19 protein-coding genes and 1 pseudogene are annotated in these 24079 nt (G+C 62.9%); 15 read left to right on the forward strand and 5 right to left on the reverse strand.

The features are described from left to right. The first annotated feature begins 28 nt into the window (after positions 1-28). On the forward strand, positions 29-1261 hold the full coding sequence (locus LIX00_RS18655; RefSeq protein WP_227356516.1) for a mandelate racemase/muconate lactonizing enzyme family protein: 1233 nt from the start codon (positions 29-31) through the stop codon (positions 1259-1261). 69 nt (positions 1262-1330) lie between these two features. After that, positions 1331-2170: an MDR/zinc-dependent alcohol dehydrogenase-like family protein gene (locus LIX00_RS18660; RefSeq protein ID WP_227356517.1), complete on the forward strand. Its 840-nt coding sequence runs from the start codon at positions 1331-1333 to the stop codon at positions 2168-2170. 78 nt (positions 2171-2248) lie between these two features. On the opposite strand, the gene LIX00_RS18665 is transcribed toward LIX00_RS18660, so the two are convergent. Beyond that, entirely contained in the window at positions 2249-3070 is an 822-nt protein-coding gene (locus LIX00_RS18665) for a sugar phosphate isomerase/epimerase family protein (RefSeq protein WP_227356518.1), read from the reverse strand. Positions 3071-3196: 126 nt separating this feature from the next. Between LIX00_RS18665 and LIX00_RS18670 the strand changes: the two genes are divergently transcribed. The 9 genes and pseudogenes from LIX00_RS18670 (at position 3197) to LIX00_RS26360 (ending at position 13408) form a co-directional block, all read left to right on the forward strand. Continuing rightward, complete coding sequence (locus LIX00_RS18670) at positions 3197-4600, forward strand: substrate-binding domain-containing protein (RefSeq protein WP_227356519.1); 1404 nt, start codon at positions 3197-3199, stop codon at positions 4598-4600. A gap of 39 nt (positions 4601-4639) precedes the next feature. After that, positions 4640-5584 carry a carbohydrate ABC transporter permease gene (locus LIX00_RS18675; RefSeq protein WP_227356520.1) on the forward strand — a complete coding sequence of 315 codons (945 nt, stop codon included), beginning with the start codon at positions 4640-4642 and terminating at the stop codon, positions 5582-5584. A gap of 3 nt (positions 5585-5587) precedes the next feature. Next, entirely contained in the window at positions 5588-6496 is a 909-nt protein-coding gene (locus LIX00_RS18680; protein WP_227356521.1) for a carbohydrate ABC transporter permease, read from the forward strand. A gap of 70 nt (positions 6497-6566) precedes the next feature. Beyond that, positions 6567-6773 carry a DUF1450 domain-containing protein gene (locus LIX00_RS18685; RefSeq protein ID WP_227356522.1) on the forward strand — a complete coding sequence of 69 codons (207 nt, stop codon included), beginning with the start codon at positions 6567-6569 and terminating at the stop codon, positions 6771-6773. Positions 6774-6777: 4 nt separating this feature from the next. Continuing rightward, a complete protein-coding gene (locus LIX00_RS18690; RefSeq protein WP_227356523.1) occupies positions 6778-8337 on the forward strand; it encodes a sulfatase family protein in 1560 nt (519 codons plus the stop codon). A gap of 108 nt (positions 8338-8445) precedes the next feature. Continuing rightward, positions 8446-9603 (forward strand): ABC transporter ATP-binding protein, encoded by a 1158-nt coding sequence (locus tag LIX00_RS18695; protein WP_227356524.1) that lies wholly within the window; start codon positions 8446-8448, stop codon positions 9601-9603. A gap of 96 nt (positions 9604-9699) precedes the next feature. Beyond that, positions 9700-10677 (forward strand): TIGR03557 family F420-dependent LLM class oxidoreductase, encoded by a 978-nt coding sequence (locus LIX00_RS18700; RefSeq protein WP_227356525.1) that lies wholly within the window; start codon positions 9700-9702, stop codon positions 10675-10677. A 136-nt stretch (positions 10678-10813) separates the two neighbouring features. Then, on the forward strand, positions 10814-12553 hold the full coding sequence (locus tag LIX00_RS18705; RefSeq protein ID WP_227356526.1) for a thiamine pyrophosphate-binding protein: 1740 nt from the start codon (positions 10814-10816) through the stop codon (positions 12551-12553). Between the two features lie 53 nt (positions 12554-12606). Continuing rightward, positions 12607-13408 (forward strand): annotated as a pseudogene (locus LIX00_RS26360) (aldo/keto reductase). 225 nt (positions 13409-13633) lie between these two features. Here LIX00_RS26360 and iolM read toward each other — a convergent pair. The 4 genes from iolM to LIX00_RS18730 form a co-directional block, all read right to left on the reverse strand. Then, on the reverse strand, positions 13634-14788 hold the full coding sequence (iolM, locus tag LIX00_RS18715) for a scyllo-inosose 3-dehydrogenase (RefSeq protein ID WP_227356527.1): 1155 nt from the start codon (positions 14786-14788) through the stop codon (positions 13634-13636). 973 nt (positions 14789-15761) lie between these two features. After that, on the reverse strand, positions 15762-16760 hold the full coding sequence (locus tag LIX00_RS18720) for a DUF7972 family membrane protein (RefSeq protein ID WP_497007352.1): 999 nt from the start codon (positions 16758-16760) through the stop codon (positions 15762-15764). Between the two features lie 1159 nt (positions 16761-17919). Next, positions 17920-18648 (reverse strand): IclR family transcriptional regulator, encoded by a 729-nt coding sequence (locus tag LIX00_RS18725; RefSeq protein ID WP_227356529.1) that lies wholly within the window; start codon positions 18646-18648, stop codon positions 17920-17922. 302 nt (positions 18649-18950) lie between these two features. After that, entirely contained in the window at positions 18951-20066 is a 1116-nt protein-coding gene (locus LIX00_RS18730) for an ABC transporter ATP-binding protein (RefSeq protein ID WP_227356530.1), read from the reverse strand. A gap of 220 nt (positions 20067-20286) precedes the next feature. On the opposite strand from LIX00_RS18730, the gene LIX00_RS18735 reads away from it, so the two are divergent. The 4 genes from LIX00_RS18735 to LIX00_RS18750 all read left to right on the forward strand — a co-directional run bounded on the left by LIX00_RS18735 (position 20287) and on the right by LIX00_RS18750 (position 24070). After that, complete coding sequence (locus LIX00_RS18735) at positions 20287-21612, forward strand: ABC transporter substrate-binding protein (protein WP_227356531.1); 1326 nt, start codon at positions 20287-20289, stop codon at positions 21610-21612. Between the two features lie 63 nt (positions 21613-21675). Continuing rightward, positions 21676-22542 carry a carbohydrate ABC transporter permease gene (locus tag LIX00_RS18740; protein ID WP_227356532.1) on the forward strand — a complete coding sequence of 289 codons (867 nt, stop codon included), beginning with the start codon at positions 21676-21678 and terminating at the stop codon, positions 22540-22542. Beyond that, positions 22539-23399, forward strand: coding sequence for a carbohydrate ABC transporter permease (locus tag LIX00_RS18745; RefSeq protein ID WP_227356533.1), 861 nt, complete (start codon positions 22539-22541; stop codon positions 23397-23399). Before LIX00_RS18740 ends, LIX00_RS18745 begins: the two co-directional genes overlap by 4 nt. Beyond that, positions 23396-24070 (forward strand): hypothetical protein, encoded by a 675-nt coding sequence (locus tag LIX00_RS18750; protein WP_227356534.1) that lies wholly within the window; start codon positions 23396-23398, stop codon positions 24068-24070. Before LIX00_RS18745 ends, LIX00_RS18750 begins: the two co-directional genes overlap by 4 nt. Positions 24071-24079: the final 9 nt, after the last annotated feature.

Genomic DNA, 24079 nt, shown 5'->3' on the forward strand with positions numbered 1-24079 from the left:
CAAGACCCCACGACGAGAGATAACATACATGTACGAAGACTTCGCATCCAACCTCGCAGTAACGATGTGGGCGGACTTCGACGAGACGCCCGACCGCGACGGCTCGACCCCCGAAATCACGGACCTCGATACGGTCGTCATCGACGGAAACTTCCCGTGGACCATCGTCACCGTCGAAGCCGCCGACGGTACCGTCGGCGTCGGCGAAGCGTACCCGTCGCCGGGCGTCCACGAAATCGTCACCGACTACCTACGCCCCGTCCTCGTCGGCGAAACGCCGACCGACGTCGAGAGGCTCTATTACCTGATGCGCGAGAGTCTCTCCGGGCGCGGGTCGCAGTGGGGCGTCGGCACGATAGCCATCAGTGGCGTCGAAATCGCCCTCTGGGACCTCGCCGGCAAGTTGCTCGACCAGCCGATATGGCAACTACTGGGCGGGAAGATGCGCGACTCGGTACAAGTGTACGCGGACTGCCACGCCGGCGAAGCGATGGTCTCCTCCGCCGAGGAGGGACAGGAGGAGTCGACGTACGAGCCGGAGGCGTACGCGCAGGCGGCCCGGATGGCCGTCGACGACGGCTTCGACGCGGTGAAATTCGACCTCGACGTCCCCTCGGGGCGGACCCTGAACCGCAAATCGCGCCACTTCGACTCGCCCGAGATAGAGCACAAGCGGCGGATCGTCGAAGCGGTCACCGACGAGGTGGGCGACGACGCGGAGGTCGCGGTGGACCTGCACTGGAACTTCAGCCCCGAGACGGCCGAGCGACTCTGTCGCGCCATCGAACCGTACGACTTGGCGTGGGTCGAGGACCCGCTTCCGCCGGAGAACACCGACGCGATGCGCGAACTCAAGCGACGAGTCGACGTGACGCTGTTGACCGGCGAGAACCGCTACGGTCGCCACGGCTTCCGTGACCTCGTCGAGGAACAAGCCGTCGACTTCCTCGCACCCGACGTTCCCAAGGTCGGCGGTATCGCCGAGACCAAAAAGATCGCCGACATGGCCGAGACGTACTATCAGGCGGTCGTTCCGCACAACATCGGCAGCCCGGTCGCGACCGTCGCCACCGCCCACGTCGGTGCCACGGTGCCGAACTTCGTCGCCTTGGAGTACCACGCGCGGGAAGTTCCGTGGTGGGAGGACCTCGTGACGGGCGACGACCTCATCGTCGACGGCCGCATCGAGGTGCCCGACGGCCCCGGACTCGGTATCGAACTCGACTGGGACGCGGTCGAGGCGCACGAGAAAGTCGACTAGCGTCCACCTCGTTTTCCCCGCTCGGAGCGATACCGTTTTATCGGTCGGCCGTGCTCGTTTACTCGAACCATGCGAGCAGTGGCGCTCTTCCCGGACGAGGGGACGGTTCGCCGACCGACCGGGAGGAGCGCGCACTTCGAGCGCGGCGAACCCGACATGGCGCTCGACGGCCGGTTCGTCGAACGAGGTATCGTCGGCGCACACGGCTTCATGGCGGAGTACTTCACCAGTCCCGTCGAAACCCTCGTTCCAATCCCCGACGAACTCGCGGCGTACGGTTTCCTCGTCGAACCGATGAGCATCTGTGAGAAAGCCCTCGAGGTCGCCTTCGCCAGTCGGTCGGCGTTCGAGTGGCGACCCGAGAGCGCGCTGGTGCTCGGCAACGGGAGCCTCGGGTTACTCGGCCTCGCTCGGCTGGCGTTCGGCGAGGAGTTCGAGCGCACCTACTGTCTGGGTCGGCGGGATCGGCCGGACCCCTCCGTCGCGTTCGTGGAGCGCGTCGGCGCGACGTACGTCGATTCGCGCGAGACGCCCGTCCCCGAGATTCCGGACGCACACGAACCGGCGGACTTCGTCTACGAGGCGACGGGGCACGCTCCCCACGCCTTCGAGACGGTGTCGGCGCTCGCGCCCAACGGCGTCGGCGCGTTACAAGGGGTTCCGAACTCACGGTCGTTGACGGTGGACGGAGGGAGTCTCCACCGCGACATGGTCGTGCACAATAAGGCGCTGGTCGGTAACGTGAACTCGCGGCCGAGTCACTTCGAGGCCGCGGTCGAGACGCTCGAGTCGCTCCCGGAGTGGGTGTTCGAGGACGTCGTTACCGGCGTCTACGGGCCGGACGACGCGGCGAGTGCGCTCGCGGACGACGACGGACGGATCAAGACGGCGGTCGAGTTTTCCCGCTGAGCGAACCGACGCGGGCCGTTCGGCGCACCGGTCACGTCGCGGTCGACCGATTCGACGGGGGTCGGCCGGGTGGGACGGTCACGAACCGTCCGCGACGTCCCGCCAGTAGTCGACGTTCTCCTTCGCGTGCACCAGCGGCTTCTCGGTTCGGTTCTCTATCTCGATGGTGTAGTGCCCGTCGTACCCCGCCGCTTCGAGCGCGTCGTACACCCCCTCGAAGTCGAGGACGCCCCGCCCGAGATCGGTGAACGAGCGGAAGTAGTTGATGACGTCGTCGAGGTGGAAGGTTCCGCTGGAGAGCGCCTCCCGGTGTTCGGTGAACGCCGTGGGCGGTGCCACGTCCTTGAGGTGGACGTACGCGATATCGTCGGCGAACCGTTCGACGCCGTCGGTGACGTCGCCGTCGGGGTAGTGCTCGCCGTACGGGTACTGGTGGGCGGTGTCCCACACCAGTCGGACGTTGTCCGGGGTACGGTCCAACCACGTCTCGATCTCGTTCGGTTGCTCGACGTGCGTCGCGCCGTGGTGGTGGATGAGCGGCGTCACGCCCGCGTCCGCCGCGGCGTCCGCGATGGTCTCGAACCACTCTTCGACCGTCTCGTCGTCCCGTCGACCCCGTTGGGGCGGCAACATGCCGAGGAACTCGGCGCCGAGGTCCGCCACCATCCGGGCGTCGCCGGCGACCCGTTCGACGGCGTCCTCGGTTTCCAGCCACTCGCTCATCACGAGGTACAGGTCGAGGTCGTACTCGTCGAGCCACGATGCGAGTCGCTCTTCGCCGACGTGCCTGACCTTCTCCAGCCCGATTTCGACGCCGTCGTACCGACAGGCCGCAACGTCGCTGATGCCCATTTCGAGCGATTCGGCATCGTACATGATTGTCGTGTAACCAACTCCCATGGTTCGAGTGAGCGTCACCCGAGATAAATACGTTCTGGAACGATCCGCTGTTCGGCCGGACTGGAGCTATTCGTTCTCTCGAGTTCGACCCAATGATTTATTATTCCATAGAAATAGCATCTGACTATGCCAGTTGGTGGCAAGACCGATCACTCGGAGCAGCGTACCGACTCAGTCGGGGGCGGCGGCAGCGAAAGTCGCTCCCGGAGACACTTCCTCGCAGGTGCCGCGAGCGGGGCCGCGACCCTCTCCCTCGCCGGCTGTACCAGTTTTGGCGGTGGCGGTGGCAGCAAACCGAAGAACGTCAAACCCGCGAAGAGTATCAAGGTCGCCGCCGTGTCGGGTGAAGGCGACCTGTTCCAGCGTCTCGTGAAGGACCACGTCGAGGAGGCCACCGGCGTCACGGTGAACATCTCCAAGTTCCCGTACGCGAACCTCTTCGAGAAGATCAACAGCGTTCTGGGTACGAAAGGCAAGGCGTACGACATCCTCTTCATGGACGACCCGTGGTTCCCGCAGTTCGCGGGTCACTGCGAACCGCTCGAACAGTGGATGCCACAGTCCCTTCCGAAGGACCAAATAATCGACACCTGCGTCGACATCGGAACGTGGCCCGCGCCCAAGGGGCCGAAGGTTCCGTCCGCCCAGGGAATGGAGCAAGCGATTCGCGGACAGGTCGTCGTCGGGAACACGCAACTGTTCGTCTACAACAAGAAGTACTACGAACAGGTCGGTGCGAAGACGCCGCCCAAGACGTGGGACGACGTTCTCGCCGCGGGGAAGAAAATCTCGCAACAGGTCGACGGTGCCCACGGGTACGTCATCCGCGGCAAGCGCGGGAATCCCATCAACGCCAACTTCTTCAGCCTGGGCATGTCGAAAGCGGGAGACATGTTCGACAAGAACTGGAAGTACAAGTGGGACGAGCAACAGGGCGTCGACGCGCTGAACTTTTACGTCAACGACCTGAAGTCCATCAGCCCGGACGGCGTCACCGCGTTCGACTCCGACCAGGTTCTGAGCAGCGTTGGCGACGGCTCCGCCGCCCAATCGCCGGCGTGGCCGGCGGCCTCGTCGCTCCTGCTGGACCCGAAGAAGGCGAAGGTGGCGAACGATCTGGAGTTCACGATGATACCCGAAGGCACCCGCCGCGCACCGCAGCAGGGTAACTGGATCGCCGGCATCAACCGGTACGTGGGCGACGAGAAGAAGAAGGCAGCGGGCAAGGTCATCAACTCGTTCATCTCGAAGAAGGCACAGGACAAGTACGTCAAACTGGGCGGCGTCCCGTTCCGTCACGACACGTTCAAAAACAACATGGACGCCCAGCCGTGGTTCGACGCGCTGTACAAGAGCCTCCAGAACGCGGTGTGGCGGCCGCGCACGCCGCTGTGGACCGAAATCGAAATCACGCAGGGGAAGTATCTCAACAGCGCGCTGACCGGGAGCACCACGCCGAAGAAGGCGCTTACCAACGTGAACAAGGAGGTCGAGAACCTGCTCAAAGAGTCCGGCTACTACGAGGGATGAATCGATCGATAGACGTCAAATTCGCACACAATACCCACAATGGGAACTGAGACAACCGAAGACCTTCCGCACGGGGAACCTCCCGAGTACGTCACCGGCACCGAAGCGACGACGGAGCGCGTTTTGCTCTGGGTCGACGACCACCTCAAGTGGTTGTTGACGCTCCCGGCCGTCATCATCCTGTTCGCGCTCACGTTCTACCCGCTGTTGCGTGCCGTCGAGATGTCGATGTACAACTACCTCCCGACGGGATTGGGACGGAACTACGTCGGAATCGGGAACTTCACCGACCTGCTGAGTAATCAGACGTTCCACCACTCGCTGTGGGTGACGGCGAAGTTCGTCACCACCGCCGTCGTCGTCGAATTCCTCCTCGGATTCGGCATCGCGCTCCTGCTCAACAAGAAGATCAAACTTCGAGGGCTCTGGCAGACGTTCATCCTCATTCCGATGATCCTCTCGCCGACGGTGATCGGGCTCATCTGGCGCTTGCTGTACGCGCCGAACGGACTGCTCGACTTCATGGCGCAACCCATAATCGGGCACAACGTCGGCTGGATTTCGGAGCCGAACATCGCGCTCTACTCCGTCATCATCGCCGACGTCTGGCAGTGGACGCCGCTCGTAGTGCTCGTGATGTTCGCGGGTCTGCAGTCCATCCCCGACCACGTCAAGGAGGCGGCGGTCATGGACGGTGCGTCGCGCCGGCAGCGCTTCGTCGACATCACGCTCCCGTATCTGAAATCGCTCATCGTGCTGGTGCTCATCATCCGGCTGGTGGACGCCCTGCGCGTGTTCGCGAAGGTGTACATCCTCACGCGCGGCGGCCCCGCCAGTTCGACCAACGTCATCAGCATGGAGCTGTACCGCATCGCGTTCCGGTTCAGCAACTACGGCGAGGCGTCGGCGATGGCGCTGACGCTCCTCGTGTTCGTGCTGATACTGGCGATGACGTTCGTCAAAGTCGCGAAGGTGGAGTTCTGAACCATGGCAACTGAGACACACACCCCGCAACCCTACGAGGAACAGTCCCGAACGGAGCAGCTGTACGAACGCGTCCGGAAGACCGGATTGGCAACTGCGTTCGTCTACCTCGGCATCGGCCTGTTCCTCGTCTGGTCGCTGTTCCCGGTGTACTGGCTCGTGACCGCGTCGCTGAAGACGAGGAGAACGCTGCTGTCGTTCCCGCCCCACTGGATTCCGTGGGACATGCAGTTCGCCAATTACGCCGCGCTGTTCGCTCAGCGGCCGGAGTTCGTGACGTTCATCACGAACAGCGTCATCATCACCGTCGTCACGACGGTCGTCGCGACGTTCATCGGCGCGTGCGCGGCGTACGGGTTCACGAAGTTCGAATTCCCGTACAACCTCGATTTCCACCTGCCGTTCTACATCCTATCGACGAGGTTCATGCCGCCCATCGTCACCATCATCCCGCTGTTCGTCATCTTCCGGGACCTCCGGCTGGTGAACACGCTGTACGGGCTCATCCTCGTGTACGTGATGTTCAACATCCCCTTCTCCGTGTGGATGATGAAGGGGTTCTTCGAGGAGGTGCCGGACAGCCTCATCGAATCGGCGATGATAGACGGGCATACGCACGTCGGCGCGTTCTTCAAGATCGCGCTCCCGCTGGTGAAACCCGGTATCATCGCGGCGGCCATCTTCACGATGATCGTCACCTGGAACGAGTTGCTGTTCGCCATCATCCTGGCTCAGAGCACCGAGGCGATGACCGTCCCGGTCGGACTCGCGTCGTTCATCACGAAGTACTCGGTGCAGTGGGTGAACATGAGCGTCGCGGGAACCATCGCGCTGCTGCCGGTGCTCGTGTTCGCGTTCGTCGCCCGCGACCACCTCGTCCGCGGGTTCAGCATGGGCGGAGTCGAGAAGTAATCTTGCGCCGGTAGCGAACCGGCGGGCGGCTTCGGTATTTTTATCCTTTCGTCGCGTGTGCACACACGACATGGTGGACACGGTAGAGTACTGTCTGTCCAACGTATCGACGGAAACCCGGGCGCGGCTCGCCGCCTGCGAGTTCGAGACGACGGAGGAGCGATGCCTCCAGCGGTGCGGCGACTGCTTCAGCACGTCGTTCCTCGTCGTCGACGGGGTTCTCGTCCGCGGGGACCACGAGCGGACGCTACGCCGTCTCGCGGAGGCGAACGGGTGATTCGATGAACGTTCTGTTCGTCTCCATCGACAGTTTGCGTCGGGACGTCCTCTCGACGTACGACCGGTCGATGGGTCTGGACGTGGCGACGCCGAATCTCGACCGGTTCGCGGAGCGGTCGCTGGTGTTCGACACCCACTACGCGGGCAGTCTCCCCTGCATGCCGGCGCGACGCGAGTGGTTGACCGGCGTCCAGGAGTTCCTCTGGCGTCCGTGGGGTCCCATCGAACCCTTCGACACGACGCTGCCGCTGGCGGCGCGGGAGAACGGGGTGCTTAGCCAGCTGATCACGGACCACTTCCACTACTTCCAGCACGGGAGCGACGGGTACTACGAGGACTACAACGGTTTCGACTTCGTCCGCGGCCACGAGGTGGACGCGTGGCGAACCCACCCACCGGAGCCGGAGGGGTGGCTCCTCTCCCAGGTGCTCGACGGTGCCCCGAAGGAGGCGGACGACGTGGCCCTCAACGAACTGTCGGCGGGTCGAACGCCGACCGACCTGCGGTTCCAGAACCGCGCGCAGTACGCCAGAAACGCCGCGGCGTTCGAGGACGAGGAGGACTTCTTCGCTCCCCGCGTGTTCTCGCGCGTCGAGTCGTGGCTGGAGGACAACGCCGCGTGGGACGATTGGTTCCTGTACGTCGATAGCTTCGACGTCCACGAACCGTTCCACAACCCCGAACCGTACGCGTCGATGTACACGGAGCAAGACCCGCGCGACCCCTCGAAGACGGTCTGGCCGTACTACGGCCGCACCGACGCCGGGCAGAGCGAGTTGAGCGACGACGAACTCGCGTTCGTCCGGTCGCAGTTCGCGGGGAAGGTGACGATGGTCGACCGATGGTTCAGGAGGGTGCTCGAGGCGCTGGACGACCGGGAACTGTGGGACGAAACGATGGTGGTCGTCACTTCGGATCACGGATTCTTACTCGGCGAGCACGGGTGGGTCGGCAAACCCGGCCGGTCGCCCATGTACGACACGCTCGTCCACACGCCGTTGATGGTGTGGCACCCCGACTCCCCGCGAACGGGGGGTCGAACGTCCGCGCTCACCTCGGCGGTCGACCTCCACGCGACCGTTCTCGACGCGTTCGGTGTCGACGACCCGAACCGGAACCACAGTCGCAGTTTGCTTCCCCTCGTCCTCGGCGAGACGAACGGCGTCAGGGACTGGGCGCTCTACGGCTACTGGGGGTCGTCGGTCAACGTCACCGACGGCGAACGAACGTACCTGCGGCCGTGTCGACCGGAGGTTTCGTCCGCGGTGTACTCGACGACCATGATGAACGCGTACGGGTGGTTTACGCCGACGACTCCGAAGAAGGAGGCGCAGGCCGGTCGCTACCTCCCGTACACCGACACGCCCGTGTGGCGGTACGAGGCGCCCTCGGTCGAACGGCGGGAGAAACCGCTGCTGTTCGACGTTCGCGACGACCCCGACCAGACCGCCGACCTCGCGGCGGACGCCCCCGGCGTGCACGGCGAGATGCGCGACCTGCTAGTGGACGCGCTGGACGAACTCCGAGCGCCCGACGAGCAGTACGAGCGCCTCGGACTGTAGGCGGTGGCGTAACCGCCCGCCGGCGTTTCGCACGGGTATTGGTACCAGTCCTGTGGATATAAGTAGCTGCGCGACGGTGTTTACGACAACCACACCTGAGTGTTACAAATGGCTCGCGTAGATTACGACTCCATCGTGAAGCAGTATGGTGACACCCTCGCCGTCGAAGGCGTCGACATAACCGTTGAGGACGGCGAGTTCGCGGTTCTGCTGGGGCCGTCCGGATGCGGCAAAACGACGACGCTGCGGTGCCTGGCAGGACTGACCGAACCGACGTCCGGGACGATCACGCTCGACGGCTACGACGTGACCGACGTCCACCCGAAGAATCGAAACATCGCTATGGTGTTCCAGCAGTTCGCGCTGTACCCGCACATGAACGTGCGCGAGAACATCGGATACCCGCTGAAGGTGGCCGGAGAGGACAAACAGACCCGCCGCGAGCGCGTTAAAGAGACGGCCGAGATGCTCGAAATCGAGGAGCTGCTCGACCGGGAAATCGGGCACCTCTCGGGGGGCCAGCGCCAGCGCGTCGCGCTCGGCCGTGCCATCATCCGCCGACCGGCGGTGTTCCTGATGGACGAACCGCTGGCGAGCCTCGACGCGAAGCTGAAAATCAGCATGCGCAGCCGAATCAAGGTGCTCCAGAAGGACCTCGGCATCACGACCCTGTACGTCACGCACGACCAGGAGGAGGCGATGACGCTGGGCGATAAGCTCATCATCATGAACAACGCGAACGTCCAGCAGATCGGGTCGCCCGACGAGGTGTATCACGAACCGGCGAATCGCTTCGTCGCCGGGTTCATCGGATCGCCCAGCATGAACTTCGTCACCGTCACCATCGACGACGACGGTCGCATCCGCGAGGCGTCCGACGTCGACGGATTCGAAGTGGAACTGACGGACCGCGTCGCTCGGCGCTACCGCGAACACGACCGGTTCGAACTCGGCGTGCGACCGTCGTACTTCGAGGCGCACACGTCGCGCACCGAGAACGCCATCGAGGGCACCGTCCAAGTGACCGAACCCCTCGGCGACGAACAGATCCTCGACGTGATCGTCGGCGACGAGGACGGCGACCACGTCGAACTGACGGTGAAGGCGCCGAACACGATGGATTTCGAGCGGAAGGACGATATCTGGTTGACGCTACAGGACGAACTCGTCCACGGGTTCGACGTTCAGACCGGCGACCGCATCGGCGACACCGACCGCGTCCAGCGCATGCAGGGGTCGCCCGAGACCGAGCGAACGCCCCAGTAACCGCCGTTCGCATCGGACGACTCCCACGACGCAGTTCGGCGGCGTCCGCGCGGCGGGGAAATATGTATGGGGCTGCTCCGAGACTGTATTCGTACGATGGTGAGCGTTGACTACATGGCCCACCAAGAGCAGTACAGCCCCAGCGAACTACTGGACTACGCGGAACTGGCCGCCGACGCGGGCTTCGACCTCGTCTGGACGTCCGACCATTTCCACCCGTGGTTTCACACGGACGCCGAGGCCGGGTTCGCGTGGTCGTGGATGGGCGCCGCGGGCGAGCGGGTGGACGTTCCGCTCGGAACGTGCGTGACGCCGGCGACGGGCCACTACCACCCGGGCGTCGTCGCACAGGCGTTCGCCACGTTACAGGAGATGAACGACGAACGGGTGATACTCGGCCTGAGCACGGGCGAGGCGATGAACGAAACGCCCCTCGGGTTCGACTGGCCGGAGTATCCCGAACGCCGCGACCGACTGGAGGAGTCCTTGGAGATAATCACGAGACTCTGGGACGAGGACGAGTTCGTCGACTACGACGGCGACCGCTTCCGACTGAACGACGCGCGCCTCTACACGAAACCCGAGACGCGCCCCGAGATTCACGTCGCCGCGAACGGTCCCAGCACGGCCCGTCTCGCCGCCCGGTACGCAGACGGGTTCATCACGGTCATCAAAGACGAGGAGTTCACCGACCGACTCCACCCGGCGGTGCGCCGATACGCGGAGGAAGCGGGCAACGACCCCGACGCCATCGAGACGACGCTACTCGTCATCGCCTCCTACGCCGACGACTACGAGGACGCCTACGAGGCGACTCGCCCGTGGTGGGCGACCACCCAGAACGTCTTCGACCGGGCGATGGCCAACCCCCGCGACATCGAGCGCGAGGGCGAGAAGGCGACGCGCGAGCAGGTCGAGTCGAAGTTCCTTATCGCGGACTCCCCGGAGGAGGTCGCCGCGAAGATAGAGGGATGGTCCGAGATGGGATTCGACAGGGTGGCGCTGGCCAACACCAGCCCCGACCCGGAGCGGTTCTTCGAGGTGATGGGCGACGAAGTGGTGCCGTCGCTGTGAGGGCCGGGCGGCGGTATCTGCGCTCCCTCGACGGATCCCCGCCCACGCGCGCTCGTCGGTCGGCGTCGGTGACGGTTCGCGCTACGGTCCGATGCCGAATGTTTATGCCACACCGTGACAATGCTCGTAACGAGATATGCCGAGACTCAACGGCGGCGAAATCATCGCCAGATACCTCGAGAGGGAAGGCGTCGAGTATCTAGTCGGAATCCCCGGCCACGGGAGCACGAACCTCCTCGACGCGTTCAATGACTCCGACGTGGAAGTGATCCAACCCCGGCACGAACAGGGTGCGGCCCACCTCGCGGACGGGTACGCGCGCGCTTGCGGGAAGCCCCTCGCCGTGTTCACGTCGATCGGCCCGGGGGCGACGAACACGGTCACGGGCGTGGCCACGGCGTACGTCGACTCCATTCCGATGGTCGTCTTCACGGGCGCGCCCCAGACCCACGAGTACGGGCAGGGCATCTTACAGGAGATAGACCGCCAGAAGCCCGGCGATTTTCCGAGCGTGATAGAACCGGTGACGAAGCGGTCGTTCGTCGTGGACGACGTCGAGCGCCTGCCGCGGATTCTCCGCCGGGCGTTCCAGATAGCGATGGAGGGCCGCCCCGGCCCCGTCCACGTCGACGTACCGATGGACGTCCAGGGTGCGGCGGCCGACGTCGAGATTCCCGACCCCGCGGCGTGGCGGTCGCACAGTCGCCCCGGCGGTGACCCCGAGAGGGTCGCGGAAGCCGCGGAACTGCTCGCCGAGGCCGAGAGACCGGTGCTCGTTCCCGGAGGGGGCACGATGCTCGCGGAGGCGTGGGACGATGTGCGGGCGCTCGCCGAACACCTCCAGGCACCCGTAATCCCGACGTTTCAGGCGAAGGGTATCATCCCCGAAGATCACGACCTGTTCGTCGGCTACGCGGGCTGGATCGGCTCCACCGCGGGCAACGAACTCGCGAGCAACGCCGACGTGGTGCTGGCGGTTGGCTGTCGGTTCTCCGACCTCCACACCTCCTCGTTCGAACCGGGGGTGAGCTTCGAGATTCCGCCGTCGAAGCTGATTCACGTCGACATCGACCCCGAGGAAATCGGGAAGAACTACCCCGTCGAGGTGGGCATTCAGGGCGACGCGAAGGTGACCACGCGCCAACTGTACGAGGCCGTCGAAGACCGCACCGACCCCGTCTCGCCCGAGGACAACGAGTACTACGCCGAGATTCGGGAGCGCTGGGCGGAGTGGCAGGAGATGGTCGAGGAGCGCCACACCGACGACGTGCCGATGAGCATCTCGCGCGTAATCGCGGGGCTGCGCGACGCGCTCCCGCGCGAGGGCATCGTCGTCTCCAGCGCCGGGCAGCCCCAGGAGACGACGAATCCCGAGTTCCCCGTCTACGAGCCCCGCAGCAACATCTCCTGCGGCGGCTTCTCGACGATGGGATTCGGCGTCTCGGCGGCCATCGGTGCGAAACTGGCGCAACCCGACCGACCCGTCGTCGACGTCGAAGGCGACGGCTCGTTCCTCATGAACAACCAGGAGGTGGCCTGCGCCGTCCAGCACGACGTGGACGTAACGTACCTCATCCTCAACAACCACGGCTGGAAGTCCATCCGGAACCTGCAGGTGGACAAGTACGGCTGGGACCGGGTGCTCGACACGCCGTTCGACGAGGAGACGGACGTCGACTACATGACGTTCGCGGACGCGTTCAACGTCGGTTACGCGGAGCGCGTGGTCAAACCCGAGAACCTTCAGGAGACGCTGGAGGCGGCCATCGAACACGACGGGCCGGCCATCGTCGAGGCCGTCGTCGAACCGGACAACCCCGACTCCGGCGCCATCATCACCGGCGAGTGGGACCTCGCGGACTTGGAGGAGACGTAACTCCGCGCCGAAAATCCCCGGTCTCTTTGACCTCCCGGTGCGTGCGTCCACCCATGACGGGTTCTTCGATTTCCAGCCCCGGCTTCGGCACGTACGACCTACACGGCGAGTCAGGCGTCGAGGCGGTTCGCGCGGCGCTCGACGTCGGCTATCGCCACGTCGACACGGCCCGAATGTACGAAAACGAGGCGGTCGTCGGCGAGGCGCTCGACCGGTCGGAGGTGCCGCGCGAGGAGGTGTTCGTGGCCACGAAAGTCGGTCACTTCACGGAACCGAACCTCTCGTCCGAGTACATCCGCGAGAGCGTCGCCGAAAGCCGCGAGAACCTCGGCGTCGAGACCATCGACCTGCTCTACGTCCACTGGCCGTACAGCTTCGACGCCGAGGCCCACCTTCCGACCCTGAACGAACTGGTCCGCGACGGGTGGGTGCGTCACCTCGGCGTCTCGAATTTCACGCCGCCGATGCTCGACGAGACGCGCGCCCTCTCCGACGAACCGCCGCTCGCCCCTCCAAGTGGAGATGCACCCGCTGCTCCAACAGGAGGAGCTCGTCGCTTACGCCGACGAACACGATTTGACGCTCGTCGCGTACTCGCCGCTGGCCCAGGGAGCGGTGTTCGATCTCCCCGAACTGCGCGAGGTCGCCGAGAAACACACCGTCTCCCCCGCGCAGGTCTGTCTCGCGTGGCTTTCGACGAAGGGCGTCGTCCCGATTCCGAAGGCGAGCAGCGAGGCGCACGTCCGCGATAACTTCGCGGCGACCGACCTCGAACTCGACGACGAAGACGTCGCTCGAATCGACGCCATCGACCGGGAGAAACGGCTCGAAGACGAGGAATTCGTGGACTGGTAGCGAGGGGCGGAACCGGGCCTTCCGACGTATCGCGGGTCGTTCACCGCGTTTTCGGGGTGACCGCCGCGTAACGTCCGTTTCACGTCCGCCGCCGTTCGCCGCCGACGTTCGTCGCCCCGTCAGGTCACAGCGGCGACGCCGGAACGTACGGTGCGGCCGCGCGATGCGTACCTCGCTGTCTGCGAGCGTCGACGCGGTCGCGATACCGCGGCGTCGGGACGCCGCTCAGACCTCGACCAGAACCTTTCCGTCGACGCGCTCCCGCGCCCGGTCGAACGCCGCTTCCGCGTCGGAAAGGTCGAACGTCGACGTAATCAGGGGGAGATTGTCGAGCCGGCCGGCCGCCATCAGGCGGACGACGCGAGGGAACACCTGTTGTCCGGTGTGACCCTCCGAACCGTATATCTGGGCCGCGTTACCCTGGTATTTGCGCAGGGCGATCGACGGATTCGACCCCGCGTTGCTGATGTGGACGACGTTCGAGCGCTCGGCGAGGGTGTCCTCGATGACCGGGTACGTCGCCTCGACGGCGCCCGACGTCTCGACGTGGACGTCCGCACCCTCGCCGCCGGTCGCGTCTCGGACGGTTTCGACGGGGTCGCGGTCGAGGGGGTCGTACACGTGCTCGAAGCCGAGGTCACGGGCGATGGCCCGGCGTTCGTCGGACGGTTCGAACGCCACGACCATCCCCGCGCCCGCGGCGCGGGCGACGTTCATCCCGGTCAGCCCGATGGGGCCAGCGCCGTGAAAGACGTAGTAATCGCCGGGAACGACACCCTCGGCGCGACCGTACATACCGTAGTAACAGATGGTGCTGGGCTCGACCGTCGCCGCCGCGCGCAGGACCTCCTCCGTCGTGTCGTACGCGCGCGAAAGCGAGGAGACGTCCCACAGTATCTTCTCCGGCACCGCGACGTACTCGGCCATCGCGCCGGGAACCGTGAAACCGACCTGTTCGAAGTTCTCGCAGTGACCGTGAAATCCTTGCCGGCACATTCGACACCGACAACAGTAGTCGGTCACCTCGCCGGTAACGAGGTCGCCCGCTTCGAACAGGCGGGCGTCGGTACCCGTCTCGACCACTTCCCCGGAGAACTCGTGGCCGACGACGTTCGGGAGGTTCGCGTACGCCGAGTAGTGCATGTACCCGTCGCCGTCCGCCGCGGTCATCGATAGGTCGCTGCCGCAGACGCCGACGTAGCGGACGCGAACGAGCACTTCGTCTTCGTCGGGTTCCGGTCGATCCTGCTCCTCGACGCGCAGTTCGGGGTGTTTCCAGACCGACGAACCGTCCATCGCCGTGCCGGTTCGGCGCTCTCGCTCCGATACGTCGTAGCTGTCGGATGGATCCCACTCTCCATTCAGCACGAGGGCTTGCATCGTCGGGTCGTTCGTGGCGGCGCAGTAAATCAGTATGGGTGATCAGACCGTTTGTCGACCGCCGTCGACGTACGGCGACTCCCCGATTACGTGCTCCGCATCGTCGCCAGAGAAGACGACGCGAGTCGGCGATTCGAGCGGCCTCCCCGAAAGAAACGTCCCGCTAACGTCCGGAGACGCCGCCCTTCGTGCCTTCGCACCTCGCGCACTCCCCTGTTTCGGTCGTTTAGATTTAATATAGCGACATATAATTTATAAACAGTTACTTCGTGGGTTTCGAGCCGTCACTCGGTTGAATTCGCCACTTCATGATTTCGACCATCTACTTCCGCATAGAACCCTAAGCGGAAGTAAAACTGACCGGGTCGGTGCCCTCGGCGAAGCGGATGCTGTCGTTTGCGCCAGCGAACGCCTACGGCTGACGGATTCGTGAACTGACGTTGGGATATTACTGTTCGTCGGAAACGGCGAGGATACCGCGGTTGCCGTCGTCGCTCGAAGATGATCTTCTTCAGCCGGATTCGAACCCAGAAGCTGATGACGAGATACCGTCTGAGTAACGCCCCCATGTGAACACCGCCTGCTCGACAGTTTAGAAGGAGAGAGAAGTCCTCAGAGTGATGTAGTTCCTCACTCATAAGCACCGGCCGCGCGGACAACAGCCGTGCATACGGCGGGTTCTCGGGGTGAAGATACGCAGGCTAGCATGCAACTACCGACTGGACGTTCAACGTCTTCCCGACGAAAGACGCTGCTAGGCCGGAGGACTGCGACAGTGGCGGCCTCAGTGGCTTCCCCTGTTGGGAACGCGTGAGAGCGAGGTGTAAGGAACTACCGAACTAACGTCGATTCTTTTCGTCCACGTAACGGAAATCGGTATCTTTGACTGTAACCGGTCGGCAACCGTTCGCGAAGAGTACTGCAACGATTCACGGTGATCAGCAACAATCAAAAGATGACGATTGACGGGAGTTCACGACTCTTGTCCCGGTGTCGTAAACGGTGTGATCGCCGCTGTTCGGTACGCGACCGTTGCGATCCGAAGCACGAAGGTTACGAGAAGAGACAGCGGTGCAAATCCGACGGCTATGGCGGCGACGATAAGAAATGACGGAAGCTGGAGGGCGACTGCTGCGTTGGCTGGTTGGAGGAAGAGAAGTAGCATAGCGACCGTAGTGAGTTCGGCCGGAATCCCGACGTAGAGGATGAAACGAGAAAGGATAGCTAACTCTTGTTGAATGTAAACAGTTTTAAAGTACTGGCGGGCGACATCAATCTGCTCTAAATCCTCAATCAGTCCGTTAATCGTAGTAGCAGTCTCATTCGAAAGCGCCTCTTGATACGTCTGCCGTATCTGTCGGGCGTCGTAGATCGCCTCCGCATAGTTCGTCATCAAGAGAGGCAATAGAACCTCGAAAATCCCGAGTTCTGGATCGTCAATACGGTCGAGTATCTGATCGATTTGCTCGGTTATCGGAGCGGTGAGATCCTCGATATCGGTTTGCAATCGCTGACTATCAGGATTTGCAGTCATCTCTTCGAGTGCTTGTGCCTGTTGACGCGTAGATTGAAGCAGAAACGCGAGGAACGCCGCCGGCATCGCGGGTGCGATTCCAGCGTCGGTTCGTTCTTCGATCTCCGCTCGATACTCCTTTATCTGCTGGATTTGCGTACGCAGCTCACCGGGTGATCGGAGTTGTCGCGAGAGGACGAGTTGATTGATGGTCAGGACGACGGTGATCAGCGTGAGATTCCCACCGATAAAACCGCCGAACAGGTACAAGAGTGGCGTTCCGACTCGAATTCCATTAATCCACCAATTCAGAACTGTTACTACACAGAGAATGAATAGGAGTAGGCCTGCTGCCACAACCAGCCGATTTCCGGTGAGAAGTATCCATCTGACCGGGCGCGCGAATGGCAGTTTTGCAGGGTTTTCTCGGACATCTTTCGAGGAACTACTCATGACCATTTCTGACTGAGCCCGTGGGAACGGTACCAGAGCCGGGGTAGAAAGTGTGGCGGCAGTTCCGTTGCCGACGAACGCGACAGATTCTCATTGTATTCTCTCATGGCCATTGGCTAATCGGGTGACGAACGGGCCAATGAAGACTCTCGAGCGAGAGATCAAACGAGACGCCACCAAGAGAGACCAAACGGATCGCGCTACTCCCGGTTCTCCTTCGAACGATAGTAGTCCCACGCTTCGTCGGGGATCTTCAGCACGGTGTCACAGTAAGGACACGTCGCGGTCTGCGCATCGGGCGCGGTAAATGGTTCGCGACACTCCACGCACCTCCAATCGACGTGTTCATCGGTAGTCATTCTATTTTGACCTAGGTCCCCAGGAATCGTATGCTTGGCGCGTGGTAAGTTACCGGTTGTCATTGAAAGGGCGAAGGTGGAGGAGAACGGCACCGCCGCGTCGTGGAAGATCGCCACCGTCGGCCCGCGTCGATCGCGAAACGGATTTTGTACTCGCGGATCGACTTTCGTTCCGAAAAAGAATACTCGGATTGTTCGGAGAAGGCGCACGCGTCGGTGCATGGAAAACACCGCGTCGAATTCTCCGCCGGGACGCGGAAGAACTCACGCGCTCCGTCCTTGGGTCGCACGTCCGACTCATCGGACGATTATCAGATGGTCGGACGGCTCCGCTCGCTCTCCTCGACGGAGCGTCGCCGACGACAGCGACGATTTGACGAGGGCGTCGTCGATCGGATTCTCGAACGGCTCGAGCGGTTAACGACCGCTGTCCGTGAGAATCCGCGCTGCTCGGTTAAGCCCGAGCGACGCCCTGCCCCACTGTCGAACGCCGCCCGACGTTCGTCAACCGAGGTGCTCTCCGATCGGTCCGCTGGGTGTTCGAGAGATTCGGGTAACTATTTTTAGGATATTTCCGAGCGTTCCACTCGGCTCGCTCGCCTGCGCGACTGCGATATCTCGGTTCTCGAACGAGACCCGCCGCGTCCCATTACATATCTAGTACCGTAATAGATATCAGCCGGCAAGCTCGCCCTTACGGACGGTGTTTCTTAGAGGGAAACGGTCGAACTCGTTACCGCGTCGGTCGGGTTTTCGTCGAACGACGGAGCGAGCGCGTTCGAAACCCGACCGCGGTTCTTCGGTCGTCAGGATCCCAACTCCACTTCGATACTCTTTGCCGCACCGACCACGAGGCCGGTGATGTCCTCCTCCAACCGCTTCCCCGACAGACTCGCCGTGGAACCACACACCGTGAGCGCTCCGAGCGGGTAATCCCGTTTGTCTCGGATGGGCACGGCGACGCAATTTTGGCCGTCCTCTCGAGCGCTTCGTTCGATGGCGAGACGGTGATCTCGAATCGTTCTGAGTTCGGCGACGAGCGAGTCGTCCATCCACTCGGCGTTCGAGACGAGAGCGTCCCGTTCGGCCGTCGGTTTGTAGGCGAGAATCGCCTTTCCCGCGACGTCGGTGGCGAGTGGAGCGCGGGTACCCTGCTTACCGTCGTCGGTCGAACCGGCGCGAACGGAGTAGAGGTAGACCACTTTTTCGGACTCTTCGACCGCCAGTGACACCGTCTCGCCGGTCGTCATGGCGAGGTTATCCACGAACGGTTTCGCGACCCTGTAGAGTCCGTTTCTCTCGCGCACTTCGTTTCCTATCTCGAAAAACCGGAGTCCCGGCCGGTACTCGTTCCCCTCTTTCGTGACGTAGCCGAGCCGGCGGAGGGTGTCGAGGTGTTTGTAGACGGAACTCTTCGACAAATCCAAGTGGGTCGCGAGCTCCGTGACGCCGGCCGACCCAAGCTCCGTCAACCCCTCCACTACCCGGAACGCCTTCGCCGTCGTTCGAACCGGATACTCCGTTTCCGTTCCCATCGTGTCTTCACCGTTCACGAGAACCTACATAATTTTTCCCATCTAGAAACGCTCCCGCGGAAGCGCTCAGGGGCGTACTCTCCGATCGTCGATGGCGTCGACGTCTCCCGAAAGAAGCGCTCGCTGCGGAAACGCGTTCGATTCGTTCTTTCTCGGAAGAGCCGTACTCGGGGTTCGCAAAGCTCCTACTTCGCGTTTCCGGCCGGGAAACGGAGGGGACGTAGAACCGCGAGCAGCCACCGATATCTCTGGCGAGGTGCGTCGCGGGCCGTGAGTCACGACGTTCGCGGAGCGGAGAGCCGTTAATCGGAGGTGGGAAGATACTCGGTTCGGCGCTCGTACACGCTCTCGTCGGTCTCCGCGTCGAAGAGATGAAGATTCGATTCGTCGAAGGAAACGTCCACGGTAGAACCGGCGTCGGGGCGAACTCCGCTCGGAGTGCGGAGGATGCACTCGTTCTCGCCGATGTGGAGGTAGACGTAGTTGTCGCTCCCGACCGGTTCGACCACGTCGACGGTCGCGCGGACGCTATCGTCGCCCCCTCCTCCGTCGAGAGCGATGTGTTCTGGACGGACTCCGAGCACGAGTTTATCCCCGTTCGCGGCGTCGAGGGTGTCGACGAACGTCTCGGAGAGCGCGTAACTGAACTCGGCCCCGACGAGAACACCGTCGCGGAGTTCGACGTCGAAGAAGTTCATCGAGGGACTCCCGATGAAATCGGCCACGAACCGGTTCGCCGGCCGGTGGTACACCTCGTCCGGCGTTCCGGCCTGTTGGAGCTTTCCGTCGGCGAGCACGACGATGCGGTCGGACATCGTCATCGCCTCCTCCTGGTCGTGCGTGACGTATATCGTCGTCGTGTTCAACTCCTCCTGAATCCGTTGGAGTTCCGTGCGCATGTGAATCTTCAGCTTCGCGTCGAGATTGGATAACGGCTCGTCCATCAGGAACGCTTCCGGGTCGCGGACGATGGCGCGACCGGTCGCCACGCGCTGCTGTTGACCGCCGGAGAGGTTCCCCGGGCGCGTGTCGAGGAGTTCCTCGATTCCCATCATCTCGGCGGCCTCTTCGACCCGGCGGTCGATCTGGTCGTCGGAGAGGTCGCTCGTGAGTTTCAGACCGTACGACATGTTCTTCCGAACGGTCATGTGCGGGTAGAGCGCGTAGTTCTGGAACACCATCGCGATTCCGCGGTCTTGCGGAGGAACGTCGTTCACGATGCGATCCTTGATCGATATTTCTCCGTCGGAGACGTCTTCGAGACCGGCGAGCATCCGAAGCAACGTCGATTTGCCGGATCCCGACGGACCGACGATGGACACGAACTCCCCGTCCTCGATGTCCATACTGAATCCGTCCACGGCCACGATGGAACTGTCGTACTCTTTCCGCACGTCGTTGAAGCTCACGGTGCTCATGAGACTGTATATCACGTGAAGCCCGTCGTATATAAAAATATGCGTCATTACCTAGTATAGACAGACACGAATCGACGGGAAAAAACGCCGATTCCGGTGGTGCGTCGACGTTCGGCGGATAACTCGCCCTTTTCGACGATTACTTCCCGGCCGTCTGCTCGTTCTTGTACAAGAATCATGGGGAATGTTTATGTGGTGGGGCTAATTCTATAGTCGTGGGATGCTAGATAATAGCAACAGTAAGCCCCGTTTCGATAGGCGAAGCTTCGTAACCGCGGCCGGGGCGGCCGGCATCACTGGGCTAGCCGGTTGTACCGGAATCGGCGGCCTCGGCGGTGGCGGCGGTTCCAAGGGCGGAAAGACGACCATCAAGTACTGGACGCTGTTCGGCGGCGGCGACGGGAAGGCGATGGAGAAGATGGTCAACAAGTTCAACAAGAGCCACGACAAGATTACCGTCAAGCGCCAACGTCTCCCGTGGGACCAGTACTACGATAAACTGTACACCGCGCTCACCGGCGGGAACGCGCCGGACTTGGCGGTCGTTCACGCCTCGCAGTTGGCGGTGTACCAGGACGTGCTCCAACCGCTGGGGGACCTCGTCAACGACGAGACCGCGAAAGGGTACGTGAACTCCATCTGGAAGCAGGTGCAGTTGGACGGTAAGCGACTGTCGCTCCCGCTGGACACGCACCCCATCGCCTTCTACTACAACAAGTCCATCTTCGAGGAGGCGGGACTCGACCCCGAGAAGCCGCCGACGTCGCCGAAGGCGTTCAAGAACGCGTGCGACACCATCGCCAGCAAGACGAACAAGTTGGCGTTCAGTCCGACGCCGTACGGACCCGGAGAGCTGCTCCGCGTGTACCTCGCGTTCCTCCGCCAGTCGGGCGGTCAGTTGCTCACCGACGACAAGAGCGAGGCCGCGTTCAACAACGAGACGGGCCTCGCCGTCGCGGAGTACTTCTCGAACATCACCGGCAAGTGGAACTGGGACAAACCGAAGATGTCCGACAACCGCTGGGAGAAGGCGTTTTACGCGGGCGACCTCGCAATCCTCGCCAACGGGACGTGGTTCTACGGCCCCGCCGCCGAGCAGGACTTCGAGTTCGGCATGTTCAAACCGTTCGTCTACCCCGGCGGAAATCAGCAGTACACGTGGGCGGACAGCCACACGCTCGCGATTCCGATGAATCCGAAGCGCAGCGACGAAAAACAGCAGGCGGCGCTGGAGGCCGCGCGCTGGCTCACGCAGGAGACGAATATCTGGGGCACCGAGGCGGGCCACCTCCCGGCGAGCAAGTCCATCCTCGAATCCGACGCGCTTCGGAAATCGAAGGTGTGGAACAAGACGCTCTCGACGTTCTACGAGATGGCCAACAACGACGCCCTCGCGTACGTTCCGCGGACGTCGACGGTCGACACGTATCAGGAGCGAATCTCGGACAACCTCGCGCAGATTTACAGCCAACAGGTGTCGCCGCAGAAAGGCATCGAGCAGGCCGCCAACGGTGTCAACAAAGCACTGAAGAAGAACAAGAAGTGAACCATGTCCGTCGCAAACCGACTCTTCAGCCGACTCCGGTCGGCGAGGGAGGACACTACCGCGATGCGAAATCGAGAGACGGTGGAAGGCGTGCTGTTCGCGCTTCCGTACCTGCTGGTGTTCTCCGTCTTCCTCCTGTACCCCCTGCTGAAGGGGCTGTACATGAGTTTGTTCGACTGGAACGCCATCTACCCGTCGCAGTCGGAGTTCATCTTCCTCGAGAACTACGTCCGGATGATGAACGACCCGCTGTTCTGGAACGCGCTCTGGAACACGGTGTACTTCGTCGTGCTCACGGTGCCGCCGCTCGTCGTGCTCGGACTGGCGCTCGCGCTCGGCGTCAACCGCCGGGTGAAGGGTCGCCGGTTCCTTCGGATGGTGTTCTTCAGCCCGTACGTGCTCACGGTCGCCGTCGTCGCGCTCATCTGGATCGAACTGTACGCGCCCAGTTACGGCGTGTTCAACTACTACATCGCACAGCTAGGTATCGAACCGCCGAACTGGCTGAACTCGGCGACGTTCGGGATGCCCGCGGTCGCCATCGCGACCGTCTGGTGGACCGTCGGATTCAACTTCGTCATCCTCCTGTCGGCGCGGCAGGGCATCCCCGAACGACTGTACGAAGCGGCGCGACTGGACGGTGCCCACGGCTGGCGGGCGTTCAAGGACATCACGCTGCCGCAGATAAAGCCGGCGCTGCTGTTCGTCACCGTCGTTCAGTTCATCGCCTCGTTCCAGATATTCGGGCAGGTGTTCATCATGACCGGCGGCGGACCGGGCGACGCGACGGAGACCATCGTGATGTACCTCTACAAGGCGGCGTTCAACCAGCACGAGTTCGGCTACGCGGCCGCGGTGGGCTACTTCCTCTTCGTGGTGCTCATCGCCGTCTCGCTGGCTAATTACAAGCTAGCGGGTGATTCCGCATGAGCGCGCGAACGACCGACGGCCTGTGGGGACGCATCGAGAACGCCTCGCTTCGGACGGCGGGCGTGTACGTCGCCCTCTACGGGACGGCGATTCTGTTCCTCGTTCCGTACCTGTGGATGATATCGCTGTCCCTGAAACCGCGGTCGGCGATGTTCTCGCGGGTGCCGCACTGGATTCCGTCGAATCCGACGCTCCAGTGGTACCAGTACGTCCTCTCGGAATCGCCCATCGTCCAGTGGACGATAAACACGTTCCTCATCGCCGGGATAACGACGCTCTTGGTGTTGTTCTTCGATTCGCTCATCGCCTTCTCCCTCACGCGACTCGAGTGGCCGGGGAGAAAGTTCGTGCTGAGCGTCATCATCGCCAGTTTCATGGTACCGGCGTACGTGAACATCGTCCCGCTGTACACCCTCGTGTCGGATCTCGGACTCATCAGCAACTACGCGGGCGTCATCCTGCCGTTGACCGCGGGACCGCTCGGCGTCTTCCTGCTCGTGCAGTTCTTCCGGGACTTCCCCGACGAGCTGGAGGAAGCGGCCCGCCTCGACGGCTTCTCGACGTTCAAGATTTACTCGCGGCTGATGCTCCCGATGATGAAGTCGCCGCTGACGGCCCTGGCGCTTTTCACCTTCGTCAGCAGTTGGAATCAGTTCCTCTGGCCGCTCATCGTCCTCCAGTCGGAGGGGTCGTACACGCTCCCCATCGGACTGGTGACGCTGTCGAGCAGTCAGGTCTTCCAACCCGGACTGATGATGGCCGCGACGTTCATCGCGTCGCTTCCGCTGTTCGTCGTGTTCCTGCTGCTCCAGGATCACCTGATAAACGCGATTCAGATCCAGGGGACGAAGGGATGACGAGCGACGAACCCGACATCGAGCGATTTCGAACCGCCATCTCAAAGACGGGACGGTTCGTCTACCGCCACATCACCGCTCTCGTCGGCGTGAGCGTCGTGTGGTTTCTCGCCTCCGTTCCGCTCGTCACCGTCGGACCGGCGACGCTCTGCGCGTACGCGGCGATCCGGTCGTTGCGCGAGAGCGGGCGGATCGACCGCGGCGTTCTCGTCGAGCGGTTGCGGACGAACGGCGTCCACGCGACGTTGCTCAGCGCGCTGCCGTTGATTCCCGCGCTGGCCGCCGGTTTGTACGCGGACTCCTACCTCGGGTCGCGGTCGACGGCGAGCGCCGCGCTGGCGGTCGTCTGCGCCTACGCGGCCCTGTACGCGGTGTTGCTCCTCGTCCCGACGTTCGTCTCGCTTTCGGGCGGGGCCGGGGTCGTCGAGGCGCTCCGGAAGGGGCGAAAGCAACTCACGGGACACCCGACGCTCGCGCTCACGACGGGACTGCTGACCGCGGCGATACTCGTCGTGACCGCGGCGTCTACCGTCGGATTCGTGCTACTGTTCCCCGCGCTCGCTTTCACGCTGCACCTGTTCCTCTTCGGCTTCGACCCCGAATCGGCGGAGCAGGAGCGTGAAACCGCGGACCGAGTCCGCCGCTTGAATCGATTTCCGACCGATAGCTAAACGCACTAC

Source organism: Haladaptatus salinisoli, assembly GCF_020614375.1.
Classification (GTDB): Archaea; Halobacteriota; Halobacteria; order Halobacteriales; family Haladaptataceae; genus Haladaptatus; species Haladaptatus salinisoli.

Excerpts from the sequence above, each read along its gene's own strand:
- LIX00_RS18655 (WP_227356516.1), top strand. The coding sequence starts at position 29 with ATGTACGAAGACTTCGCATCCAACCTCGCAGTAACGATGTGGGCGGAC.
- LIX00_RS18660 (WP_227356517.1), top strand. The coding sequence starts at position 1,331 with ATGCGAGCAGTGGCGCTCTTCCCGGACGAGGGGACGGTTCGCCGACCG.
- LIX00_RS18665 (WP_227356518.1), bottom strand. The coding sequence starts at position 3,070 with ATGGGAGTTGGTTACACGACAATCATGTACGATGCCGAATCGCTCGAA.
- LIX00_RS18670 (WP_227356519.1), top strand. The coding sequence starts at position 3,197 with ATGCCAGTTGGTGGCAAGACCGATCACTCGGAGCAGCGTACCGACTCA.
- LIX00_RS18675 (WP_227356520.1), top strand. The coding sequence starts at position 4,640 with ATGGGAACTGAGACAACCGAAGACCTTCCGCACGGGGAACCTCCCGAG.
- LIX00_RS18680 (WP_227356521.1), top strand. The coding sequence starts at position 5,588 with ATGGCAACTGAGACACACACCCCGCAACCCTACGAGGAACAGTCCCGA.
- LIX00_RS18685 (WP_227356522.1), top strand. The coding sequence starts at position 6,567 with ATGGTGGACACGGTAGAGTACTGTCTGTCCAACGTATCGACGGAAACC.
- LIX00_RS18690 (WP_227356523.1), top strand. The coding sequence starts at position 6,778 with ATGAACGTTCTGTTCGTCTCCATCGACAGTTTGCGTCGGGACGTCCTC.
- LIX00_RS18695 (WP_227356524.1), top strand. The coding sequence starts at position 8,446 with ATGGCTCGCGTAGATTACGACTCCATCGTGAAGCAGTATGGTGACACC.
- LIX00_RS18700 (WP_227356525.1), top strand. The coding sequence starts at position 9,700 with ATGGTGAGCGTTGACTACATGGCCCACCAAGAGCAGTACAGCCCCAGC.
- LIX00_RS18705 (WP_227356526.1), top strand. The coding sequence starts at position 10,814 with ATGCCGAGACTCAACGGCGGCGAAATCATCGCCAGATACCTCGAGAGG.
- iolM (WP_227356527.1), bottom strand. The coding sequence starts at position 14,788 with ATGCAAGCCCTCGTGCTGAATGGAGAGTGGGATCCATCCGACAGCTAC.
- LIX00_RS18720 (WP_497007352.1), bottom strand. The coding sequence starts at position 16,760 with ATGGTCATGAGTAGTTCCTCGAAAGATGTCCGAGAAAACCCTGCAAAA.
- LIX00_RS18725 (WP_227356529.1), bottom strand. The coding sequence starts at position 18,648 with ATGGGAACGGAAACGGAGTATCCGGTTCGAACGACGGCGAAGGCGTTC.
- LIX00_RS18730 (WP_227356530.1), bottom strand. The coding sequence starts at position 20,066 with ATGAGCACCGTGAGCTTCAACGACGTGCGGAAAGAGTACGACAGTTCC.
- LIX00_RS18735 (WP_227356531.1), top strand. The coding sequence starts at position 20,287 with ATGCTAGATAATAGCAACAGTAAGCCCCGTTTCGATAGGCGAAGCTTC.
- LIX00_RS18740 (WP_227356532.1), top strand. The coding sequence starts at position 21,676 with ATGCGAAATCGAGAGACGGTGGAAGGCGTGCTGTTCGCGCTTCCGTAC.
- LIX00_RS18745 (WP_227356533.1), top strand. The coding sequence starts at position 22,539 with ATGAGCGCGCGAACGACCGACGGCCTGTGGGGACGCATCGAGAACGCC.
- LIX00_RS18750 (WP_227356534.1), top strand. The coding sequence starts at position 23,396 with ATGACGAGCGACGAACCCGACATCGAGCGATTTCGAACCGCCATCTCA.